At 71.2% G+C, this 17,855-nt stretch carries 19 protein-coding genes; 12 read left to right on the plus strand and 7 right to left on the minus strand.

Annotated elements, in window-relative coordinates:
* Positions 1–23: 23 nt before the first annotated feature.
* Positions 24–602 carry a DinB family protein gene (locus ACFQS1_RS10860; RefSeq protein ID WP_378966495.1) on the plus strand — a complete coding sequence of 193 codons (579 nt, stop codon included), beginning with the start codon at positions 24–26 and terminating at the stop codon, positions 600–602.
* Here ACFQS1_RS10860 and ACFQS1_RS10865 read toward each other — a convergent pair.
* Together ACFQS1_RS10865 and ACFQS1_RS10870 are read right to left on the minus strand one after the other, a co-directional pair.
* Complete coding sequence (locus tag ACFQS1_RS10865) at positions 599–1,207, minus strand: hypothetical protein (protein WP_378966497.1); 609 nt, start codon at positions 1,205–1,207, stop codon at positions 599–601. The two genes, ACFQS1_RS10860 and ACFQS1_RS10865, sit on opposite strands and share 4 nt — an antisense overlap.
* Positions 1,208–1,657: 450 nt before the next feature.
* Positions 1,658–2,353: a DUF6082 family protein gene (locus tag ACFQS1_RS10870; protein WP_378966499.1), complete on the minus strand. Its 696-nt coding sequence runs from the start codon at positions 2,351–2,353 to the stop codon at positions 1,658–1,660.
* Positions 2,354–2,698: 345 nt separating this feature from the next.
* Between ACFQS1_RS10870 and ACFQS1_RS10875 the strand changes: the two genes are divergently transcribed.
* The 6 genes from ACFQS1_RS10875 (at position 2,699) to ACFQS1_RS10900 (ending at position 7,905) form a co-directional block, all read left to right on the plus strand.
* Positions 2,699–3,829 (plus strand): aminotransferase class V-fold PLP-dependent enzyme, encoded by a 1,131-nt coding sequence (locus ACFQS1_RS10875; protein WP_378966502.1) that lies wholly within the window; start codon positions 2,699–2,701, stop codon positions 3,827–3,829.
* Positions 3,830–3,922: 93 nt separating this feature from the next.
* Positions 3,923–4,678 carry an NUDIX hydrolase gene (locus tag ACFQS1_RS10880; protein ID WP_378966504.1) on the plus strand — a complete coding sequence of 252 codons (756 nt, stop codon included), beginning with the start codon at positions 3,923–3,925 and terminating at the stop codon, positions 4,676–4,678.
* A gap of 121 nt (positions 4,679–4,799) precedes the next feature.
* Positions 4,800–5,477: a hypothetical protein gene (locus ACFQS1_RS10885; protein ID WP_378966506.1), complete on the plus strand. Its 678-nt coding sequence runs from the start codon at positions 4,800–4,802 to the stop codon at positions 5,475–5,477.
* Complete coding sequence (locus ACFQS1_RS10890) at positions 5,468–5,683, plus strand: hypothetical protein (protein ID WP_378966508.1); 216 nt, start codon at positions 5,468–5,470, stop codon at positions 5,681–5,683. Before ACFQS1_RS10885 ends, ACFQS1_RS10890 begins: the two co-directional genes overlap by 10 nt.
* A 24-nt stretch (positions 5,684–5,707) precedes the next feature.
* Positions 5,708–6,694 carry a hypothetical protein gene (locus tag ACFQS1_RS10895; RefSeq protein ID WP_378966511.1) on the plus strand — a complete coding sequence of 329 codons (987 nt, stop codon included), beginning with the start codon at positions 5,708–5,710 and terminating at the stop codon, positions 6,692–6,694.
* Positions 6,691–7,905: an adenylosuccinate synthetase gene (locus tag ACFQS1_RS10900; RefSeq protein ID WP_378966513.1), complete on the plus strand. Its 1,215-nt coding sequence runs from the start codon at positions 6,691–6,693 to the stop codon at positions 7,903–7,905. Before ACFQS1_RS10895 ends, ACFQS1_RS10900 begins: the two co-directional genes overlap by 4 nt.
* Here ACFQS1_RS10900 and ACFQS1_RS10905 read toward each other — a convergent pair.
* Positions 7,883–9,013, minus strand: coding sequence for an erythromycin esterase family protein (locus ACFQS1_RS10905; protein WP_378966516.1), 1,131 nt, complete (start codon positions 9,011–9,013; stop codon positions 7,883–7,885). The two genes, ACFQS1_RS10900 and ACFQS1_RS10905, sit on opposite strands and share 23 nt — an antisense overlap.
* 59 nt (positions 9,014–9,072) lie before the next feature.
* On the opposite strand from ACFQS1_RS10905, the gene ACFQS1_RS10910 reads away from it, so the two are divergent.
* A complete protein-coding gene (locus tag ACFQS1_RS10910; protein WP_378966518.1) occupies positions 9,073–9,837 on the plus strand; it encodes a TioE family transcriptional regulator in 765 nt (254 codons plus the stop codon).
* 3 nt (positions 9,838–9,840) lie between these two features.
* On the opposite strand, the gene ACFQS1_RS10915 is transcribed toward ACFQS1_RS10910, so the two are convergent.
* Positions 9,841–10,557 (minus strand): cellulose binding domain-containing protein, encoded by a 717-nt coding sequence (locus ACFQS1_RS10915; RefSeq protein WP_378966520.1) that lies wholly within the window; start codon positions 10,555–10,557, stop codon positions 9,841–9,843.
* A 158-nt stretch (positions 10,558–10,715) separates the two neighbouring features.
* Here ACFQS1_RS10915 and ACFQS1_RS10920 point away from each other — a divergent pair, with 158 nt between their 5' ends.
* The 3 genes from ACFQS1_RS10920 to ACFQS1_RS10930 all read left to right on the plus strand — a co-directional run bounded on the left by ACFQS1_RS10920 (position 10,716) and on the right by ACFQS1_RS10930 (position 15,242).
* A complete protein-coding gene (locus ACFQS1_RS10920) occupies positions 10,716–11,408 on the plus strand; it encodes an NAD(P)-dependent oxidoreductase (protein ID WP_378966522.1) in 693 nt (230 codons plus the stop codon).
* Between the two features lie 262 nt (positions 11,409–11,670).
* A complete protein-coding gene (locus ACFQS1_RS10925; protein WP_378966524.1) occupies positions 11,671–13,221 on the plus strand; it encodes a M1 family metallopeptidase in 1,551 nt (516 codons plus the stop codon).
* Positions 13,222–13,334: 113 nt separating this feature from the next.
* Complete coding sequence (locus ACFQS1_RS10930) at positions 13,335–15,242, plus strand: potassium transporter Kup (RefSeq protein WP_378966526.1); 1,908 nt, start codon at positions 13,335–13,337, stop codon at positions 15,240–15,242.
* On the opposite strand, the gene ACFQS1_RS10935 is transcribed toward ACFQS1_RS10930, so the two are convergent.
* The 3 genes from ACFQS1_RS10935 to ACFQS1_RS10945 all read right to left on the minus strand — a co-directional run bounded on the left by ACFQS1_RS10935 (position 15,217) and on the right by ACFQS1_RS10945 (position 17,245).
* Positions 15,217–15,771 carry a TetR/AcrR family transcriptional regulator gene (locus ACFQS1_RS10935; protein ID WP_378966528.1) on the minus strand — a complete coding sequence of 185 codons (555 nt, stop codon included), beginning with the start codon at positions 15,769–15,771 and terminating at the stop codon, positions 15,217–15,219. The genes ACFQS1_RS10930 and ACFQS1_RS10935 overlap by 26 nt on opposite strands.
* Positions 15,772–15,850: 79 nt before the next feature.
* The gene (locus tag ACFQS1_RS10940; RefSeq protein WP_378966530.1) at positions 15,851–16,462 is read right to left on the minus strand and encodes a hypothetical protein; all 612 of its coding nucleotides are present in this window, start codon (positions 16,460–16,462) and stop codon (positions 15,851–15,853) included.
* Between the two features lie 24 nt (positions 16,463–16,486).
* The gene (locus ACFQS1_RS10945; RefSeq protein ID WP_378966533.1) at positions 16,487–17,245 is read right to left on the minus strand and encodes a class I SAM-dependent methyltransferase; all 759 of its coding nucleotides are present in this window, start codon (positions 17,243–17,245) and stop codon (positions 16,487–16,489) included.
* Positions 17,246–17,293: 48 nt separating this feature from the next.
* Here ACFQS1_RS10945 and ACFQS1_RS10950 point away from each other — a divergent pair, with 48 nt between their 5' ends.
* Entirely contained in the window at positions 17,294–17,851 is a 558-nt protein-coding gene (locus tag ACFQS1_RS10950; RefSeq protein ID WP_378966535.1) for a helix-turn-helix domain-containing protein, read from the plus strand.
* Positions 17,852–17,855: the final 4 nt, after the last annotated feature.

The following is a 17,855-nucleotide window of genomic DNA, read 5'->3' on the forward strand; positions in this document are numbered from 1 at the left end:
GCCGCCGTGAGATCCTGGGCGCCATGAGTGAGCTGGACGCCAAGGCCAATCTCCATGAGTACCTGCGGGAGGCGCGCGAGGCGCTGCTCGGCAAGCTTGACGAGCTCCCGGAGCACGACGTGCGACGGCCGCTGGTGCCGACCGGGACGAATCTGCTCGGGCTGGTCAAGCACATGTCCGCGATGGCCGCCGGGTATTTCGGCGAGGTGTTCGATCGGCCCTTTCCCGAGTTCCTCGCCGGCCTGCGGGAGGATGACGAGCCGAACGCGGACATGTGGGCCACGGCCGAGGAGTCGCGCGAAGACATCGTCGGGACGTGGCACCGGGCGTGGGCGCACGCGGACGCGACGATCGAGGCGCTGGCGATCGACGCGCCGGGCTCGGTGCGCTGGTGGGGCGACACGCCGGTGACGCTGCACCTGATCATGGTGCACGTGCTGGCCGAGCTGAACCGGCACGTGGGCCACGCCGACATCGTCCGCGAGCTGCTCGACGGCCGGGTCGGCTGGCGGCGGCCCGGTGACAACATGGCCGAGGGCGACGAGGCGTGGTGGGCGGCCTACCGGGAGAAGCTGGAGGCCACCGCGCGCGCGTTTGCCTAGCGGCAGGCGACCTGGGGGTTCGTGGTGGCGAGCTCGCCGCTCGGGTTGTGCTGGTAGAGCCACACGTGCAGGTCGTAATGGACGGGCATGGGCGGCTGGCCGGGCGGCACCGGGTGCCCGTTCATCGGCCCGTTGAAGGGCCGGCCGAACAGCGTCGGCCGGTCCTGGTCGGTCCGGAGCCGCTGGTCGGCGTCGGCGCGGAAGTACTCGAGCGCGGAAAGCCGCAGCTTCCCATGGGCATCGAGGTTGTAGACCAGGATCTCGGGCAGGACCGGGTCGATGTTGTTGTCCGCGGCCAGCGCCGGCTTCACGTAGTGAAAGCCCATCCCGGGCACGCAATCCTTGGTGGGCAGGTAGCCGGCCCTGATCGCCCGGCGGACATCCCGGAAGCGACGCGTCGCGTCCAGCAGCACGGTCCGCTGCGCGGCCGTCAGGCGGGCCGTACCGCTCGGCGAGCTCGGCATGTCCGGTGTCGCGGCGAGGGCCTCGGCGGCGGTGCCGCCGACGGCGGCGAAGGCGCAGGCGGACACGAGCACCGCGGCGAGGCTACGGCGCAGGGGCGCGATGGCGATGACGAGATCTCCCTCCGGGCGAGCCTCGGCCATTCCGAGTCCCGACCCCGGATCCTGCCGCCGGGCATCGAGGCGAGGGGCCGTAAACCCGGCACCGTCAGTCGGTCGAGCGACGCACGGGCAGGTCGAGAAACAGCCAGGAGCGCGGGGTGCGACCCGACCGGGACGCGGCGAGTCGGCACTGTCGGGGGACACCCGTCCGAATGACCTCGGCGTGTTATCCCCCAACGGCAACCGTGAGCGGAGTACAACTTGCGTCCGTGTCTAGGCCTGACCCGAGTGGTGCCCTGCCCGCGTCGTCGATCGCCAGAAGGGTCGGGCTCCCTCCCGCGGCTCGCGGAAGCGCGACCAACTGCACCTGCCCGGATGTCTTCGAGTTGCAGGACGGAAATTTCGCGATCGTCGGGACCGACCGGACCGCCGAGCTGACCGGAAATCTTCCGCCGGACGCGGGCGTGGCTCCGTACGAAAAGATCGTCGTGATCACCCGAGAGACTTTCCTCGCGGCCGCGACGGATCTGCCAAGGTAATCGATTCGTTCTCGCCGGCGCAGGCGAGCACCGCTTCGTATTCCCGCCAGATCTCGTCCGCGATTGCGGCCAGGCCCGCTTCATCGGTGCCCGGCACATAGATGCTTTGGCGGCTGCCCGCGGTCTTGCCCCAGAAAGCGCGGACTTTCGGGCTGGCGAACAGGAAACGCAGGTTGCTGACCAGCTCCTCGCTAGTCGCGACGCCAGTTGTGTACTGCAACCAGGCGTGCTGAAGCAGCAGGTTGGCGTACATGTGCTGGGACTGGGTCACGGAATCTTCCGGCGTGGTCCGGGGCCAGACCTCGGCCAGATGCGGATTGTCGATCGCCATCCGGGTCAGGGTGACGTGGAGCTGCCGCACCGAGATCTCCGTTTGCTGGTCGCGCTGGCTGCGGGAATGCGCCGCCGAGGTGATGACGAGCGCCGCCACGGTGAGCGCGGCGACGACGGAGTTGACGACCCCGAACGCCTGCCCCACGTCGCTCCATCGCGTCCACGTGCCGGCATCGCCCCGCAGTCCGACGAGGGCGACCATGCCCACGCCGGCGGCCACCACGGCGACGGTGAGAACGACGGCCGAGCTTGCCGCCCAAGCCAGGCCCCGATGAGGCGTGAACGACCGGCCGGATGCGCACTCGTCGACCCTCATGGTCTGGCCCCTTCTGCTCGGCGCCCCGGTCGTTGCCGACGAGGCGCGTCATCAAGTCGGCTGGGCGGGTACCGACTCTCTCTTGTTTTCAACAAGAGTGTGCGACACGAATGCATCCCCTGGCGTACCACCAAAGATGAATGAAAAATTGCGAATAAGCGTTCTGGCGCAGAGCCACGTAGCAGGTTGCCACCCCGCGCAATGCGAGGCCTTGGAAGATCAACGCGCCGCGCTGCAATTTGCACATTATCTTGGAACTCGGCGAATGGCGATACCCATGGTAGTCCGTGCGCATGCACGACACATATGCACGATCGGTGGCCCGCCGCGGAGTTAAGATCTGGTGTGGTCGATGAGCTGAGTTCGCAGCGGGATCTGTTCGACGTGCCGGATGACGTCGCCTACTTCAACGCGGCCAGTCTTTCGCCGGTGTTGCGGTCGGTGCGCGCGGCCGGTGAGTCCGCGCTGCGCCGGCGGGCTCGGCCGTGGGAGATCGGCGAGGCCGACTGGTTCGCCGATGTGGAGCGGCTGCGCGGGCTGGCCGGGCGCCTGGTCGGCGGGGATGCCGAGGGGATGGCGCTGGTGCCCGCGACCAGCTATGGGTTCGCGGTCGCGGCGGCCAACCTTCCGCTGCGGGCGGGGGAGCAGGTTCTCGTGCTGGCCGAGGAGTACCCGTCGGGCGTCTACACCTGGCGCGGCGCGGCCGAGCGGGCGGGCGCGAGTGTGCGGACGGTGACGCGGGCGCCGGGGCAGACCTGGACCGAGGCGGTGCTGGCGGCGATCGACGAGCGGGTCCGGATCGTGTCGGTGCCCAACGTGCACTGGACCGACGGCGGGCTGGTCGAGCTCGACCGGGTCGCCGAACGTGCCCGGGCGGCCGGCGCCCGGCTGGTGATCGACGCCAGCCAGTCGCTCGGGGCGATGCCGCTGGATGTTGGCGTGCTGCGGCCCGATTTCGTGATTTCGGTGGGATACAAGTGGCTGCTCGGGCCGTTCGGGCGCGGCTACCTGTGGGTGGCCGAGGAGCACCGCGAGGGCCGGCCGCTGGAGGAGAACTGGATTTTGCGGGCCGGGTCGGAAAATTTCGCGGGGCTGGTGGACTACCGCGACGAGTATCTGCCGGGCGCGCGCCGGTTCGACCAGGGCGCCCGGACGCTGTTCGAGCTGACCCCGATGGCGATCGCGGCACTCGAGCAGATCCTCGAGTGGGGGCCGCCGCGCATCGCCGCGACCCTGGCCCGAGTCACGGCGGAAATTGTCGGCCGGCTCGAGGGCGTCACGGCGACCGAGCCGCGTGGCCCGCATCTGCTCGGGGTGCGCGTCCCGGCCGGCGCGACCGATCGGGTCGCCGCCGCGCTCAAGCAGGCGAACTGTTTCGTGGCCCGCCGCGGCGACGCGATCCGGATAGCGCCGCACCTGCACGTCACCCAGGCCGACGTCGATCGCCTGGTGACAACCCTGGTCGCGAACGTCTGAGGCGGGCGAACCGCGAAAAGGCTTGACCTCGAGCAATCGAAGGCGCTACGTTGTTCTCATATCGAGACAATCTCAATCTGAGGACAACGAGCGATGCAGAGCGAGTCCGAGTTCCTGGCGGCATATGACCCGCGGGCCTATCCGGCCGTCGCGGTCACGGTCGACGTGGTGGCCCTGACCATCCGCGACGGGCGCCTCTGCGTGCTGCTGGTCGAGCGCGGCGAGCAGCCTCTCGCCGGTCGCCGGGCGCTGCCGGGTGGCTTCGTGCGCAAGGAGGAGACGCTCGATCAGGCGGCGATGCGCGAGCTGGGTGAGGAGACGGGCCTCCGGCCCGGCGAGGGCGAGCTCACGCGGGTGCATTTGGAGCAATTGCGATCGTACGGCGACCCGCACCGTGACCCGCGCATGCGGGTGTTCACGGTGGCCTACCTGGCGTTCGCGCCCAGCCTGCCCGATCCGCGGGCCGGTTCCGACGCCGCGGCGGCCTCCTGGGTGCCGGTCGACGAGGCGCGCGACCTGGCCTTCGACCACGACGCGATCCTGGCCGACGGGCTGGAGCGGGCCCGGGCCAAATTGGAGTACACGCCGCTGGCGACGGCGTTCGCGGGCACCGAGTTCACCATCTCCGAGCTGCGCCAGATCTACGCGGCGGTCTGGGGCGAGGAGCTGCACGCCGGAAACTTTCACCGCAAAGTGCTGTCGGTGCCCGGCTTCGTGGAGAGCACCGGCGAGACGACGGCGCGCGGCGGGGAGAGGGGTGGCCCGCGGGCCAAGCTCTACCGCGCGGGAGACGCCCGCCTGCTGCACCCGGCCCTGTTGCGGCCGACGCGGGAGGAGGGCGTGCGATGAGGTTGCCGCGCCACACCCGGGCGCTGCAGCCGGCGTTGTTGCGGCCGACGCGGGAAAGGCCCGCGATGAGGCTCGCGCGGGAGACCCGGCTGTCGCACAGGAGGCGGAAGGAGGGCATGCGATGAGGTTCGCGGAGGCCGCGGCGCGCATCGACCGGGCGTCGAGCTTCGCGGAGCTGGCGGACGGGCGGGCGCTCGCGGAGGCGTACCGGAAATGGGCGAAGCTGGTCCACCCGGATGCCGTCGGCGCGGCGGAAAGCGCGACCGCGACGAGAGCTTTCGCGAAGCTTTCCCGGCTCTATGCGGCGCGCGGGTTCGCGTCGGGGGACATCGCCGACCTGAGCGTCACCGCGGAAGGCTTGCTCAAGGTGCCGCGCAGCCCGGCCGACAACGACCTGATGGAAAACGAGGCGGCGGCCCTGGAAAGGTTGTGGGACCGGGGCGATCCGAAATTTCGGCCGTACGCGCCGCGGCTGGTCCGCAGCTATGTCCACGAGAGCGCCGACCGGAAACGCCGCCGAGTCAACGTCATCGAGAAACTTGACGGCTTCGTTCCGCTGAGCCGGCTGCGAAAGCCGCTCGACTGGCGGGACGCGGCGTGGATGTGGCGGCGGCTGCTGGTCGGGCTCGGGTGGGCGCATCGGGCCGGCGTCGTGCACGGCGCGGTGCTCGAGGAGCACGTGCTGATCCATCCGGCCGCGCACGGGGTGGCGCTGGTGGACTGGTGTTACTCCGGCCGCAAGGTCACGCGATCGTGCGGGCGCGCCGCGATGCGTACCCGGAAGAGGTCTTGCATCTGAAGACGGCCTCGCCGGCCACGGACATCTACATGGCCACCGGGCTGATGGCCCGGCTCATCGGCGACGGCATGCCGTCGCGGCTGCGAAAGTTCGCCGACGGCTGTCGCTACGACGCGCCGCGGATGCGGCCGCAGGACGCCTGGCGCCTGCTGGGCGAGCTCGACGAGCTTCTCGGGCCGAGAAAGTTTCGGCCCTTCACCGTTTAAGTTTCGGCCCTCGGGGAGGACACCATGGGAAGCGGACTCTGGTCGACCGACGTCTACACCGCCGCCGCGAATTATCGCGCGGCGCATGGAAAGAGCGCCTTCGACTACAGCGACAGCGGGGCGCGCACCGTGCACCCGGCGCTCGACCCCCGCGGCGTGACCGTGCGGGAGAGCCGCGACAGCGACGAGCACCCGTTCAGCACGCCGATCGCGGTGCTCTTCGACGTCACCGGCTCGATGGGCGGGGTGCCGCGGGTGCTGCAGACGAAATTGCCGCAGCTGCTCGGGTTGCTCACCCGCAAGGGATACGCCACCGATCCGCACCTTCTCTTCGGCGCCGTCGGGGACGCGACCTGCGATCGGGTGCCGCTGCAGATCGGGCAGTTCGAGTCGGACAACCGGATGGACGAGGACCTCGCCCGGATCGTGCTGGAGGGTGGCGGCGGCGGGCAGAAGAGGGAGTCGTACGAGCTGGCCATGTACTTCATGACGCGGCACACGTCGCTCGACTCGGTACTCAAGCGCGGCCGGCGGGGCTATCTGTTTCTGATCGGGGACGAAATGCCGTACCCCAGGGTTTCGCCCTCCGCCGTCGGTCGGTTCATCGGCGATTCGCTGTCCGAGGCGATCGCGACCGAGCAGATTCTCGCCGAACTGCGGCGCGTCTTCGACGTCTACTACCTGATGCCGGCCGCGGCCGGCTGGGGTGGCGACCACGAGATCCTCACGCGCTGGCGTGACCTGCTGGGACAGAACGTGCTGGAGCTCGACGACCTGGACGCGGTGTGCGAGACGATCGCGCTCACGGTGGGTATCGGCGAGGACGCCATCGACCTGGACGCAGGGCTGGCGGATCTGGTGGAGGCCGGCTCGTCGCACCACGGCACGGTCGGCAAGGCCCTGGCCCCGCTGCACCGCGAGGTGGCGGCCCGGGACGAAGCGGGCCGGGGCGCGGTGACGCGCGGGCCGCTCGCGGTCAGCGACGCGGCGTCGGGCAACGAGCGGCTTTGAACGAGCACGTCGCGGTCGTCGACCTCGGCTACGGCGACGCCGGCAAGGGGACGGTGGTCGACGCGCTCTGCGCGACCTCGCCGGTGCGGGCGGTGCTGCGCTTCAACGGCGGCGCGCAGGCGGCACACAACGTGGTCCTGCCCTCGGGCCGGCACCACACGTTCGCCCAGTTCGGGTCGGGCACGCTGCGGGGCGTGCCCACCCACCTCACCCGGTTCGTGGTGGTCGACCCGCTGGCGCTGGCGGCCGAGGCGGTCGCGCTCGGTGACCCCTACGAGTTGCTCACGGTGGAGGGTGACGCCCTGCTCGCCACTCCGTGGCATCGCGCGGCCAACCGGCGCCGGGAGACCGCGGAACGTCACGGTTCGTGCGGCATGGGCGTGGGCGAGACGATGGCGTACGCGCTCACGCACGCCGACGCGCCGCGCGTGGCGGACGTCAAGTCACCGGCGCGCCTGCGCCGCCGCCTCTCGGCGCTGGCCGACCACTACGGCCCGGGTTTCGTTGTCGACGATGTCCTGGAAACTTTCGTCGCCTTCGGACGGACGGTGCGCATCGTCGACGAGTCGTACACCGGCCGGTTGCTGCGCGAGGGCCCGTGCGTCTTCGAGGGCGCCCAGGGGGTGCTGCTCGACGAATGGCGCGGCTGGCATCCGCACACGACATGGTCGACCACCACCTTCGACAACGCGCTCTCGCTGTGCCCGTCGCTCCGGCGGCTCGGGGTCGTGCGCACCTACACCACCCGGCACGGCGCGGGCCCCTTCGTGACGGAGGATCCGGCGCTGCGCCTGCCCGAGCCGCACAACCGAACGGGGGAGTGGCAGGGCGTTTTCCGGGCCGGGCATTTCGACGCGGTGGCACACCGTTACGCCGTCGAGGTGGCCGGCGGCGTCGACGGGCTGGCCGTCACCCACCTCGACGCCCCGCCGCGCTGCCCGCAGTTGCGCGTCTGCACCTCCTACGACAACGGCTGGACCCGGATCGTCCCGGGTAACTTTCGCGATCTCGACCATCAGGCCGCGCTGACCCGGTGGCTCTTCCGGGCCCGGCCGGGCGCGCTCACCCGGCCGGACGACTGGCCGGCCGCGATCGGAGAGCTGCTCGGCGCCCCGGTGCTGCTCGAGTCGTACGGGCCCACCGCCGCCGACAAGAAGGTCCACTGTCCTCCGGCGGCACGAAGGAGCGCTACGCGCCGCCGGAGTCCTTGACGAAGACGATTCCGTCGATGCTCGGCAGGTGGGCCGGATCAAGCGGGGCATAGCCGAACCAGGGCGACACCCGCGGCACCGGCCGGCCCAGCGTGCCGGGATCGACGAGGAACCGGTCGTCCGGGCGGGCGTACAGCAGGCCCTCGATGGTGTCCGGGGGCGGGGTGCCGACGCCGCGGTGGTGGATCGTGCCGAGCGCCATGGCCAGGTAGGCATAGCCCGCGCCGAGCTGCGCCTCGACGATGGCGCCGGCGCTCCACCACTGCAGCGGGATGTCGCCGAGCCGCATCGAGCTCCGGACCCGCTGGAGATGGCTGTTGTGGGCGAAGGCCATCACCGGTCCGGTCCCGGCGAGCGCGAGAAGGTTGGCGGCCATCACCGAGGCCCGCACACTGAGCAGCCACGGCAGTCGGCCGGGCGAGGTGTCGGCCAGCCAGTAGTGGTAGCGCAGCAGACCGGTGGCGGTGCGGGCGTGCAGGCGTGCCCGGTCGTCGTCCCGCAGATCGGGCGCCTGCGAATCGAGCAGGGCCGCGAGGTCGTCGGCGAGCAGACGTAGGTCCCGGGCCTCCGGCGTCCGCCCGATCGACTGGGACGGATCCATCATCGTGGCCGGGTTGGCCCAGCGGTCGTCGGCGCCGAGCAGGCGGTCGAGGGTCTCGGCGGTGCAGGGGAGAAGCGTGGCGTCGACCCGGGCGGCGAGGTAGGCGTGCAGTTCGGTGAGGGCCTGCCGGGGGCTGGCGGCGTGGCTGATCTCCAGCGGGCCGTCGAACCCGGCGAAATGCACCTGCTCGGCCGCGGGCCGGCCGTCGTTGTACGCGCGCAGCCAGCGCAGCAGCTCCCGGTTGGCCGCCGACCGGCCGAACTCGTGGCTGAAGCCGCGCTCCATCGCCTCGTCGAGCGAAACTTTCCCGGCAGTGACGTAGTCGTCCGCGACCAGCCCCATCAGGCAGTCGCTCTCGATCGCGATGGTCCGGAAACCGTCGCGCTCCACGAGCCGCCGGAACAGCTCGTTGCGCACCTCGAGCAGGACGTCCTCGCCGTGGGTGGGCTCGCCGAGCGCGAGCACCCGCGGCCGGGCCGTCATGACGTCTTCGATGGCAAAGGTCATACCCCTGAACAGTATCGTTGAACTGAGGGTTGAAACTTTCCGCGGCTCCGGGGAGGACCATGCCGGAAAACTTTCAAAGGCCGGTCGACCTGGCGCGGGCGCACGGCCTCTCCACGCAGGCGGTCCGGAACTACGAGGCGGCCGGGATCCTCCCGGAGGCCACCCGGACGCGGTACGGATACCGCACCTACACGCCGCGGCACGCGCGAGCGCTGAGCGCGTTCCTCGCCCTCGTTCCCGGGCACGGCCACCGGACGGCCACGCTGATCATGCAGGCGGTCAACCGGGGCGCGACCGAGGAGGCGCTCCGGCTCATCGACGAGAGCCACGCCCAGGTCCTCGACGACCGGCGAACCCTCCGCGCCGTCGAGGCCTCGCTGCGCGAGCTCGTAACCGGCCCACCGCAGCGGGGCGACGCCCCGGCCCGGCGGCGGGTCGCGCCCGGACAGCAGGGCGACGTCGGGCAGCGGAGCGACGCCGGGCAGCGGGGTGACGTCTTTGTCGGGCCGCTGGCGCGCAGGCTCGGCGTCCGGCCGGCCACCCTGCGCAAGTGGGAACGGGCCGGCCTGGTGTCCCCGCGCCGCGATCCGCGGACCGGATACCGGGTCTACAGCGCGGCCGACGTGCGCGACGCGTTGCTGGTGCGCCAGCTTCGGCGCGGCGGCTACTTGCTGGAGCAGATCGCGCCGCTGATCGACCAGGTCCGTTCGGCCGGCGGCATCGCGCCCCTCGAGTCCGCGCTGCGGGACTGGCACGCCCGGCTCTCGGCCCGCGGCCGCGCCATGCTCGCCGGCGCGGCCGCGCTCGACGCCTACCTATCCTGAAATTCAGCGGCCGCAGGTCAGGGTGAGCTGCCCCGACGGCGCTCCGGCGACCATCATGCCGAAGGTCGTCGACGCGCCGACCGGCAGCGTCCCGTTGTACGAGGCATTGCCGACCGCGACGCCGTCCGTGCTGTCCAGCGTCACCGCGTTCCACAGCGAGAGGATCCGCTCGACGCCGGCCCAGCGCCAGGAGACCCGCCACCCGCCGAGCGTCTCGCTTCCCACGTTGCGAACGGTCACCGTGGCGACGAAGCCGTCGCCCCACGCGCTGTCGACCACCATGGTCGCGGCGCAGGCCGCGAGCGGCGCCGTCCGCCCCGACCCGATCATGTACGGATCGTGCTGGCCGTCGGCGCTGAAGCGGAACCAGTACGCGGTATCCGGGGTCAGTCCGCCGATGGTGACCGTCCCGTTGCGCTCCGGCCCGGACACCACCTCGGCCACCGGATTCAGCCACTGCTGGGCGTCCGCGAGGGCGGTGAAGAGGCTGACGGTGACGGGCGGATCGTAGCCGCACGGCGGAGTCAGCAGCATCGTGTACGAGATCGTCAGGCTCGTCGTGGTCGACGCCGTCACCACGCCGCTCACCGGCAGCGCCGGCGGGCAGGTCAGGGTGGGTGCGGGCGCGGGGGCCGCGGTCGCCCCGCCGACCCCGGCGGCGACCAGCCCCGCCACGGCGAGGACCGTTCCGCCGAGCACAACGCCGAGCCTGCGCAGCATCGCTACCTCCATCGACGGCCTGCTTCCGGGGACACCATATATCGAGGAAGGCCGATCCGCGTGGTCAGGTGCGCGACAAATCACCGCGGCATGTCACAGGCGGCCGCGCGGTGCCGTCCCAAGTCCGAGACCGGCCCCACCTCGGAAGGTGACAAGCCATGCGCATCACGATCTTCGGCGCCAACGGTCCCACCGGCCGCGTGCTCACCGGGCAGGCGCTCGCCGCCGGGCATCGGGTCGCCGCGGTCACCCGGCATCCGGACTCGTTTCCCCTGCACCACGACCACCTCGAGGTGCTCGGCGCCGACGTCCTCGCCCCGGCGGCCGTCGACGCCGCCGTGGCCGGGAGCGACGCGGTGCTGTCGACGCTCGGGGTCCCGGCCGGGCGGAAACCGATCAACACCTACTCGCGCGGCGTGGCCAACATCCTCGCCGCGATGCGACACCATCGGGTACGTCGTCTCGTCGTGGTCAGCTCCAGCGGAGTCGACCCGCACACCTACTCCGACGGCGGCTTCCTGTTCAACCGGGTGCTGCTGCCGTTGTTGACCCGGGTGCTCGGCCGGACGCTGTACGACGACATGCGGCGGATGGAAGCTCTGGTCCGGGCCAGCGACCGGGAGTGGACGATCGTGCGGCCGAGCGCGCTGCACCACCTGCCGTCGCCCGCCGGTTACACCGTGGTCGAGGGCCACGCCGACGGCCTGTTCACCGCGCGGGTGGATCTGGCCGCGAGCATGCTGGCCCTGCTGGACGACGATCGGTACCGCCGCAGCACCGTCAGCGTCATCACCACCGCCGGCAACCCCACCCTGCTCCGGTGGATGCGCGGCGAGGCGCTGAGCCGTTAGGGCCTGTGTCGAAGTCGGAGACGGGCTGCGGCGTGGCCCAGCCGCCGCCTGACCGCACGCCGCGAACACCCGAATACAACACCGGTATTCGGGCGCCCGCGGCGCGAGGCCAGACGACATCTGGACCTCGCCTCGCTCCGGCCCCGACTTCGACACAGACCCTAGCCACCGGGCGGTCGCCGATCGACCACGGTGGTGGCTCCGAAAAGACGTACTCAGCGATCTGGATCAATTGTTACGCTCGGCGGCCATGAGAGCTTACTTGAGTAATCTCAGACCCCGCCTGGCGGCGGCCGGATCGGCCGTGCTGCTCGGGCTGGCGGGCTCCGCCGTCGCGGTCGGACCGGCGTACGCCGGCGGGCACCACCCCACGCCCGGCGCCGCGGGCATCGGCGACCGGCTGTATCCGCTGCTCGGCAACGGCGGATACGACGTGCTCAACTACGACCTGCGGCTCGCCTACCCCAAGAAGGACCCGGCGCAGCAGATCCGCGGCGACGTGACGATAACCGCGGTCGCCACCCAGTCGCTGTCCCGCTTCAATTTGGACTTCGGCGGCGACGGCGTCGGCAAGGTCGCGGTGAACGGCCGCACGGCCAGGTTCACCCGCGACGGCGACGAGCTGGTCATCACGCCCCGATCGCCGCTCGGCAAGCACCGGCGGTTCACGGTGACCGTCTCCGGCTTCACGGCCACCCCGATCGCGCCCAACGCCTCGTCGCCGGCCGGCTTCGTGGTCACCCCGGACGGCACGGTGATGGCCGGGCAGCCCGACCAGTCGCACCAGCTGTTCCCGAGCAACGACCACCCGCGCGACATGGCCACGTACACGATCAGCATGACCGCGCCGGTGGGCTGGAACGGCATCGCCAACGGCGTCCTGGTCCGCAAGTCGCGGCACGGCGGCTACGTGACCACGACGTATCGCGAGTCGCATCAGCTGGCCAGCGAGCTCATCCAGGTGGCCGTCGGCGACTTCGGCGTCTACTGGCGGCGACCGGTCAACGGCGTGCCGGTGCGCGACGTCGTACCCCCGCGGCTGGCCGCCGAAATCCTGCCCAAGGCCGCCGATGAGCGCAACGAAATCGCCTACATGGAGCGCCACGTCGGCAAATACCCGTTCGACAAGTACGGCTCGCTGGTCATCGACGGCGACCTCGGCTTCGCCCTCGAGACGCAGGGGCTGTCGCTCTACGACACCTCGTTCTTCAGCCTGCCGCAGGTCATTCTCGACCCGATCCTCAACCACGAGCTCGCCCACCACTGGTTCGGCGACAGCGTCGCGCCGTACGAGTGGAGCGATGTGTGGCAGAACGAGGGGCACGCCACCTGGTACGAGGTCCTTTACTCGTACGACAAGGGCACCCTGCCCGACTACGGCGGCGCCGCCACCCTCGAGGAGTACTACAAGCGGGTCTACGCTCGCGGCGACATCTACCGCGCCCGCTACGGCCCGGTGGCGCACCCGCTCAAGGCGGACGTGATCTGGGACGTCTTCAACCCCAACGTGTACGACGGGGGAGCGCTCGTCCTGTTCGCCCTGCGCCAGAAGATCGGCGTGCGGAACTTCGAGAAGCTCGAGCGGGCCTGGGTCACGAAGTACCGCGGCAAGTCCGCCTCCTCGCAGGACTTCATCAACCTCGCCTCCAAGGTCTCCGGCCAGCACCTGCAGGCCTTCATGACCGCCTGGCTCTACGGCACCAGGACGCCGCCGATGCCCGGCCACCCCGACTGGACGGTGACCCCGGTCACCCCGGCCGCCACCACATCCGCCGCCCCGGCACCGTTGTCCGCGGGGGCGGCGCTGCGCTGACCCCTGCGGCGATGCCGCGCTGACCCGCGCCGAACCCGCCCGGCGGGTTCTTCCGAACGTGGGGACATCCGGGCCGTAGTGTCCGGGTGTCACCCACGTGAGGGAGGTGCGCCGTGCGCACAGGCGCCAGGGAGACGGTGCGCCTCGCCGCGGTGGTCGGCGCGCTCGGTGTCGTCTTCGGCGACATCGGCACCAGCCCGATCTACACCCTGCAGACCGTCTTCAACCCGGACGACCCGCACCCGGTGCCGGTCAGCGCCGCGAACGTCTACGGGGTGCTCTCGCTGATCTTCTGGTCGGTCACCTTCATCGTGACCGTCACTTACGTCCTGCTCGCCATGCGCGCCGACAACGACGGCGAGGGCGGCGTGATGGCCCTGATCACGCTGCTGCGCCGCGCAGCCGCCAAGCGCGGCCGCAGGGTGGCGCTGTGGCTGGCCGGGCTCGGCATCTTCGGCGCCGCGCTGTTCTTCGGCGACAGCATGATCACGCCGGCCATCTCGGTGCTCTCCGCGGTCGAGGGGCTCAGGCACGTCGAGCCGTCGTTCGGCGGCGCCGTCGTCCCGATCACCGCGGTGATCATCGTGGCGCTCTTCCTGGTGCAGCGGCGCGGCACCTCGGCGGTCGGCCGGGTGTTCGGGCCGATCATGATCGCCTGGTTCGTGACGATCGGGGCGCTCGGCATCGCCGGCGTCGCGAAGCACCCGGCGATCCTCGAGGCCCTCTCCCCGGCGTACGCGCTGACCTTCCTGCTCGGCCATTTCCCCATCGCGTTCTTCGCGCTCGCCGCCGTCGTGCTCTCGGTGACCGGCGCCGAGGCCCTCTACGCCGACATGGGCCACTTCGGCCGGCGGGCCATCTCGCGCGGCTGGCTGCTGCTGGTCTTCCCCGCGCTCGTGCTGAGCTACTTCGGCCAGGGCGCGCTGATCATCGACGATCGGGCCAACGTCGAGGGCCCGTTCTTCCTGCTCGCCCCGGGGTGGCTGCGGCTGCCGCTGGTGGTGCTGGCCACCGCCGCCACGGTCATCGCCGCCCAGGCGGTGATCACCGGCGCGTTCTCGGTCACCTCCCAGGCCGCCCAGCTCGGTTACCTGCCGCGGCTGCGCGTCGTCTACACCAGCGAGCAGGAGATCGGCCAGATCTACGTCCCGTGGATCAACTGGCTGCTGCTGGTCTCGGTGCTCACGCTGGTCTTCGCCTTCCGCAGCTCGGCCGCGCTCGCGTACGCATATGGGATGACCGTGACCGGCACGATCACCATCACCACCCTGTTGTTCTTCTACATCGCCCACCGGCGGTGGAAGACGTCGCTGTGGCTGCTGATCGCCGGCGCCGTCGTGCTGCTCGCGATCGACCTGCTGTTCGTCGCGGCCAACCTGACCAAGCTGCTGCACGGCGCCTGGCTGCCGCTGCTGATCGCGCTGACCGCGTTCACCGTCATGACCACCTGGCAGACGGGCCGCGCGGTCGTCACCGAGCAGCGCCGCCGGGCCGAGGGCTCGCTCAGCGAGTTCATCGCCCGGCTGCGCGACGACGCGGCCTCGATCGTCACGGTCCCCGGCACCGCGGCCTTCCTCAACCGCGGCAACCAGACCGCGCCGCTGGCGATGCGCGCCAACGTCGAGCACAACCACGTGCGGCACGAGCACGTCCTGATCATCTCGATCGAGACCGTGCCGGTGCCCCGGCTGCGCGACGAGGACCGGATCGACGTCGACCCGCTCGGCTACGAGGACGACGGCATCTTCTTCGTGCGCCTGCGCTTCGGCTACGCCGAGACCCCGGACCTGCAGGCCGCCCTGAAGCTGCTGGACCCCGCGACCACCGAGGGCCGCCTCGACCTGGAGAACGCCTCCTACTTCCTCTCCAAGATCGAGCTGCGCCGCGGCCACGGCCGCACGATGGCCGCCTGGCGCAAGCGGCTGTTCATCGCCACGTCCTACATCACCGCGGACGCCGCCGAGCACTTCGGCCTGCCCCGCGACCGTACGGTCCTCATGGGGTCGCACATCGAGGTCTGAGCCCGTCGAGGAGCACGCCGACCACCCGCCGCGCGTCGTAGCGATCGTCGCGGCCGGCCCCGATGCAGAGGTTGCCGACCGCGTACATCAGCTCGAACGCGCCGAGTCGGCTGTCCGCCGCCCGGACCAGCTGATCGCAGACCGGGACGAGGCGGTCGAGGAACCAGGTGTGCAGGCTCTGGAAGGCGGCGTCCTCGGACTGCAGGGCCTCGGCGAGCCCGTGCTTGGTGATCAGGAAATCGGCGAAGAGGTCGATCCAGCTCGTCAGGGCGGCGTACGGGCCGGGACTCTCCCGCAGCAGCCTCGGCCCCGCCTCGGCGCAGGCCTCCACCTGATGCCGGTAGACGGCGACGATCAGATCGGCGCGGGTGGGGAAGTGGCGGTAGATGGTGCCGACGCCGACTCCCGCCTTGGCCGCGATGTCGCGCACCGGCACTTGCACGCCATCCGACACGAACGCCGCCGCGGCCGCGTCGAGCAGCGACTGCTCGTTGCGGCGGGCGTCGGCCCGCTTCCTGGATTCCGCCATGTACCCCTCCGCCTGCTCTCCTCCAGCATCCCAGACGCGCCGTCCGGCCCGAGCGCTCGGCATGGCCGGCCCGCGGCGGTCAGGCCTCGGGTGAGCGGCTGCCGCCGTGCGACGCCACCAGCGCATCGGCCACGGCCGCGGCGTCCGCGTCGGCAATGTCCGCCGGGTACTCCGGGAGCAGGTCGTCCCAGACGACCAGCCACGAGCCGTACAGCTGGGACTGGCCCTGCGGGCGGGCGAAGAACCACAGGTGCAGATGCGCGGCGCCGTCGCCGATGCGGTAGACGTGCGCCCGCGAGATGTGCGGCACGGCCTGCATGTGGCGGACGATGCGGGTGCTCAGCAGGCCCATCTCGGCGGCGAGATCGTCGGGCAGGTCGGCCATGTCGTGGTGGTCCCGCGGATACAACATGAGCACCAGCGGCACGCCCACCCCGGGGATCCGGGCCAGCCGCCAGCTGTCGTTGAACCAGATGCCCTCGTCCCGCTCGCGGCAGATCTTGCAGTCGGCCGGGTCCTCGCCGTGCCGCGCGGGCTCGGGCACGACCGGCGGGCGCAGCGGGGAGACCCGCAGCCCGTCCGGCTCGAACGGGCTGATGTCCCAGCCGGTCATCCGGGCGAGCGGGAGCCGGCGCTCGCGGTCGGCGGCGGCGAGCGCGTGGTCGTAGAACTGACCTGGATCAAGAGCCATGGCGCCGAGACTAGGCGACCGGGGTCACGAAGGCTTGACGCCCGACCACACCAGACGCGTCGTGCGGATGGTCAGGTCGTCGGCGGCCGGAGCCGCGAGCGCGGCCAGGTCGGCCGGGCTCAGGCGGTCGGCGAGCCGGTCGCGCATGCGATGCAGGGTCACCTCGGCGTAGCGGGCGGCGCTCGCCGGCAGCGGCGGCCGGAGCTCGATGTCGAAACGGCGCTCGCGGGTCTCGAAGCCGGCCTTGCGCAGGAGCGCGCCCCAGTCCTCGTGCATGTGCATGCCGGCCTCGTGGCGCATGCGGTCCATCTCGGCGTGGCCGCGATCCTCAGCCGCGTTGTGCAGGAAGCGGGGGAACGACTCGAGCTCGGTGATCAGGACCGCGCCGCCCGGTCGCAGCAGGTCGTGGATCTGGCGGAGGGCTCGGCCGGGGTCGGTGAGGTGGTGCATCGAGGCGGACGCCCAGACGAGATCGGCCGGGCCGAGGGCGGGCCACTCGCCGTCGAGGTCGGCTTGCATCGTACGGATGTTGCCGGCGCCGCCCGCGCGACGGCGCAGGTGCTCGAGCATCTCCTCGTCGACGTCGACCGCGACGATCTCGGCCGCGGGCAGCTGCCGGGCGAGGGCCAGCGTGCCGGTGCCGGTGCCCGCGCCGAGGTCGACGATGCGGGCCGTGCCGGTGGCCGGCACGAGCTCGCCCGCCCAGGAGATCACTTCGCGGTGGAAGTCGTGGAGGACCTCGGCGTCGAGGTCGAGCATCTCGGTCATGTGCTGGTGTGCCATGGCGTCGACGCTACCGCGTCCTTGCGTACTGAGCATATAGTCTTGCGTATGACGCAAGACGGTGATCTGGACGCGCTGGTCCGGCAACGCATCCGCGGCCTGCGGGTCGCGCGCGGCTGGTCGCTGGACGAGCTGGCCGCCCGCAGCTATCTGAGCCCGTCCACGCTGAGCCGCATCGAGACCGGGCACCGGCGGATCGCCCTCGACCAGCTGGCGCCGATCGCCCGGGCGCTGGGCACGACGCTCGACCAGCTGGTGGAGTCGGGCCGCGACGAGGACGTGGTGATCCGCCCGCATTGCGACGACGCCCGCGGCATCACGACCTGGTTGCTGTCCCGCGAAGGCGCGCCGGCCACGGTCGCGAAGTTGCGGGTGACCCGCCCGGTGCCGGCCGAGTTGCGGGTGCATCCGGGGCGGGACTGGTTCACCGTGCTGTCCGGCACCGTCGTGCTGCGGCTGGCGGAGCGGACGATCCTGGTGCGGGAAGGGGAGGCGGCGGAGTTCTCGACGATGGTGCCGCACGCCTTCGGGGTGACCTCGGGGGCGGCCGAGATCCTGTGCATCCTCGACCACGAGGGGGAGCGGACGCATCTGGGGCCGGCCTAGACAG

Source organism: Paractinoplanes rhizophilus (assembly GCF_042664765.1).
GTDB lineage: Bacteria > Actinomycetota > Actinomycetes > Mycobacteriales > Micromonosporaceae > Actinoplanes > Actinoplanes rhizophilus.

What these genes read in the sequence shown, in the direction of transcription:
- ACFQS1_RS10860 (WP_378966495.1), top strand. Translation starts at nt 24, where the DNA reads ATGAGTGAGCTGGACGCCAAGGCCAATCTCCATGAGTACCTGCGGGAG.
- ACFQS1_RS10915 (WP_378966520.1), bottom strand. Translation starts at nt 10,557, where the DNA reads ATGCTGCGCAGGCTCGGCGTTGTGCTCGGCGGAACGGTCCTCGCCGTG.
- ACFQS1_RS10910 (WP_378966518.1), top strand. Translation starts at nt 9,073, where the DNA reads ATGCCGGAAAACTTTCAAAGGCCGGTCGACCTGGCGCGGGCGCACGGC.
- ACFQS1_RS10895 (WP_378966511.1), top strand. Translation starts at nt 5,708, where the DNA reads ATGGGAAGCGGACTCTGGTCGACCGACGTCTACACCGCCGCCGCGAAT.
- ACFQS1_RS10905 (WP_378966516.1), bottom strand. Translation starts at nt 9,013, where the DNA reads ATGACCTTTGCCATCGAAGACGTCATGACGGCCCGGCCGCGGGTGCTC.
- ACFQS1_RS10940 (WP_378966530.1), bottom strand. Translation starts at nt 16,462, where the DNA reads ATGGCTCTTGATCCAGGTCAGTTCTACGACCACGCGCTCGCCGCCGCC.
- ACFQS1_RS10865 (WP_378966497.1), bottom strand. Translation starts at nt 1,207, where the DNA reads ATGGCCGAGGCTCGCCCGGAGGGAGATCTCGTCATCGCCATCGCGCCC.
- ACFQS1_RS10880 (WP_378966504.1), top strand. Translation starts at nt 3,923, where the DNA reads ATGCAGAGCGAGTCCGAGTTCCTGGCGGCATATGACCCGCGGGCCTAT.
- ACFQS1_RS10950 (WP_378966535.1), top strand. Translation starts at nt 17,294, where the DNA reads ATGACGCAAGACGGTGATCTGGACGCGCTGGTCCGGCAACGCATCCGC.
- ACFQS1_RS10935 (WP_378966528.1), bottom strand. Translation starts at nt 15,771, where the DNA reads ATGGCGGAATCCAGGAAGCGGGCCGACGCCCGCCGCAACGAGCAGTCG.
- ACFQS1_RS10945 (WP_378966533.1), bottom strand. Translation starts at nt 17,245, where the DNA reads ATGGCACACCAGCACATGACCGAGATGCTCGACCTCGACGCCGAGGTC.
- ACFQS1_RS10870 (WP_378966499.1), bottom strand. Translation starts at nt 2,353, where the DNA reads ATGAGGGTCGACGAGTGCGCATCCGGCCGGTCGTTCACGCCTCATCGG.
- ACFQS1_RS10920 (WP_378966522.1), top strand. Translation starts at nt 10,716, where the DNA reads ATGCGCATCACGATCTTCGGCGCCAACGGTCCCACCGGCCGCGTGCTC.
- ACFQS1_RS10885 (WP_378966506.1), top strand. Translation starts at nt 4,800, where the DNA reads ATGAGGTTCGCGGAGGCCGCGGCGCGCATCGACCGGGCGTCGAGCTTC.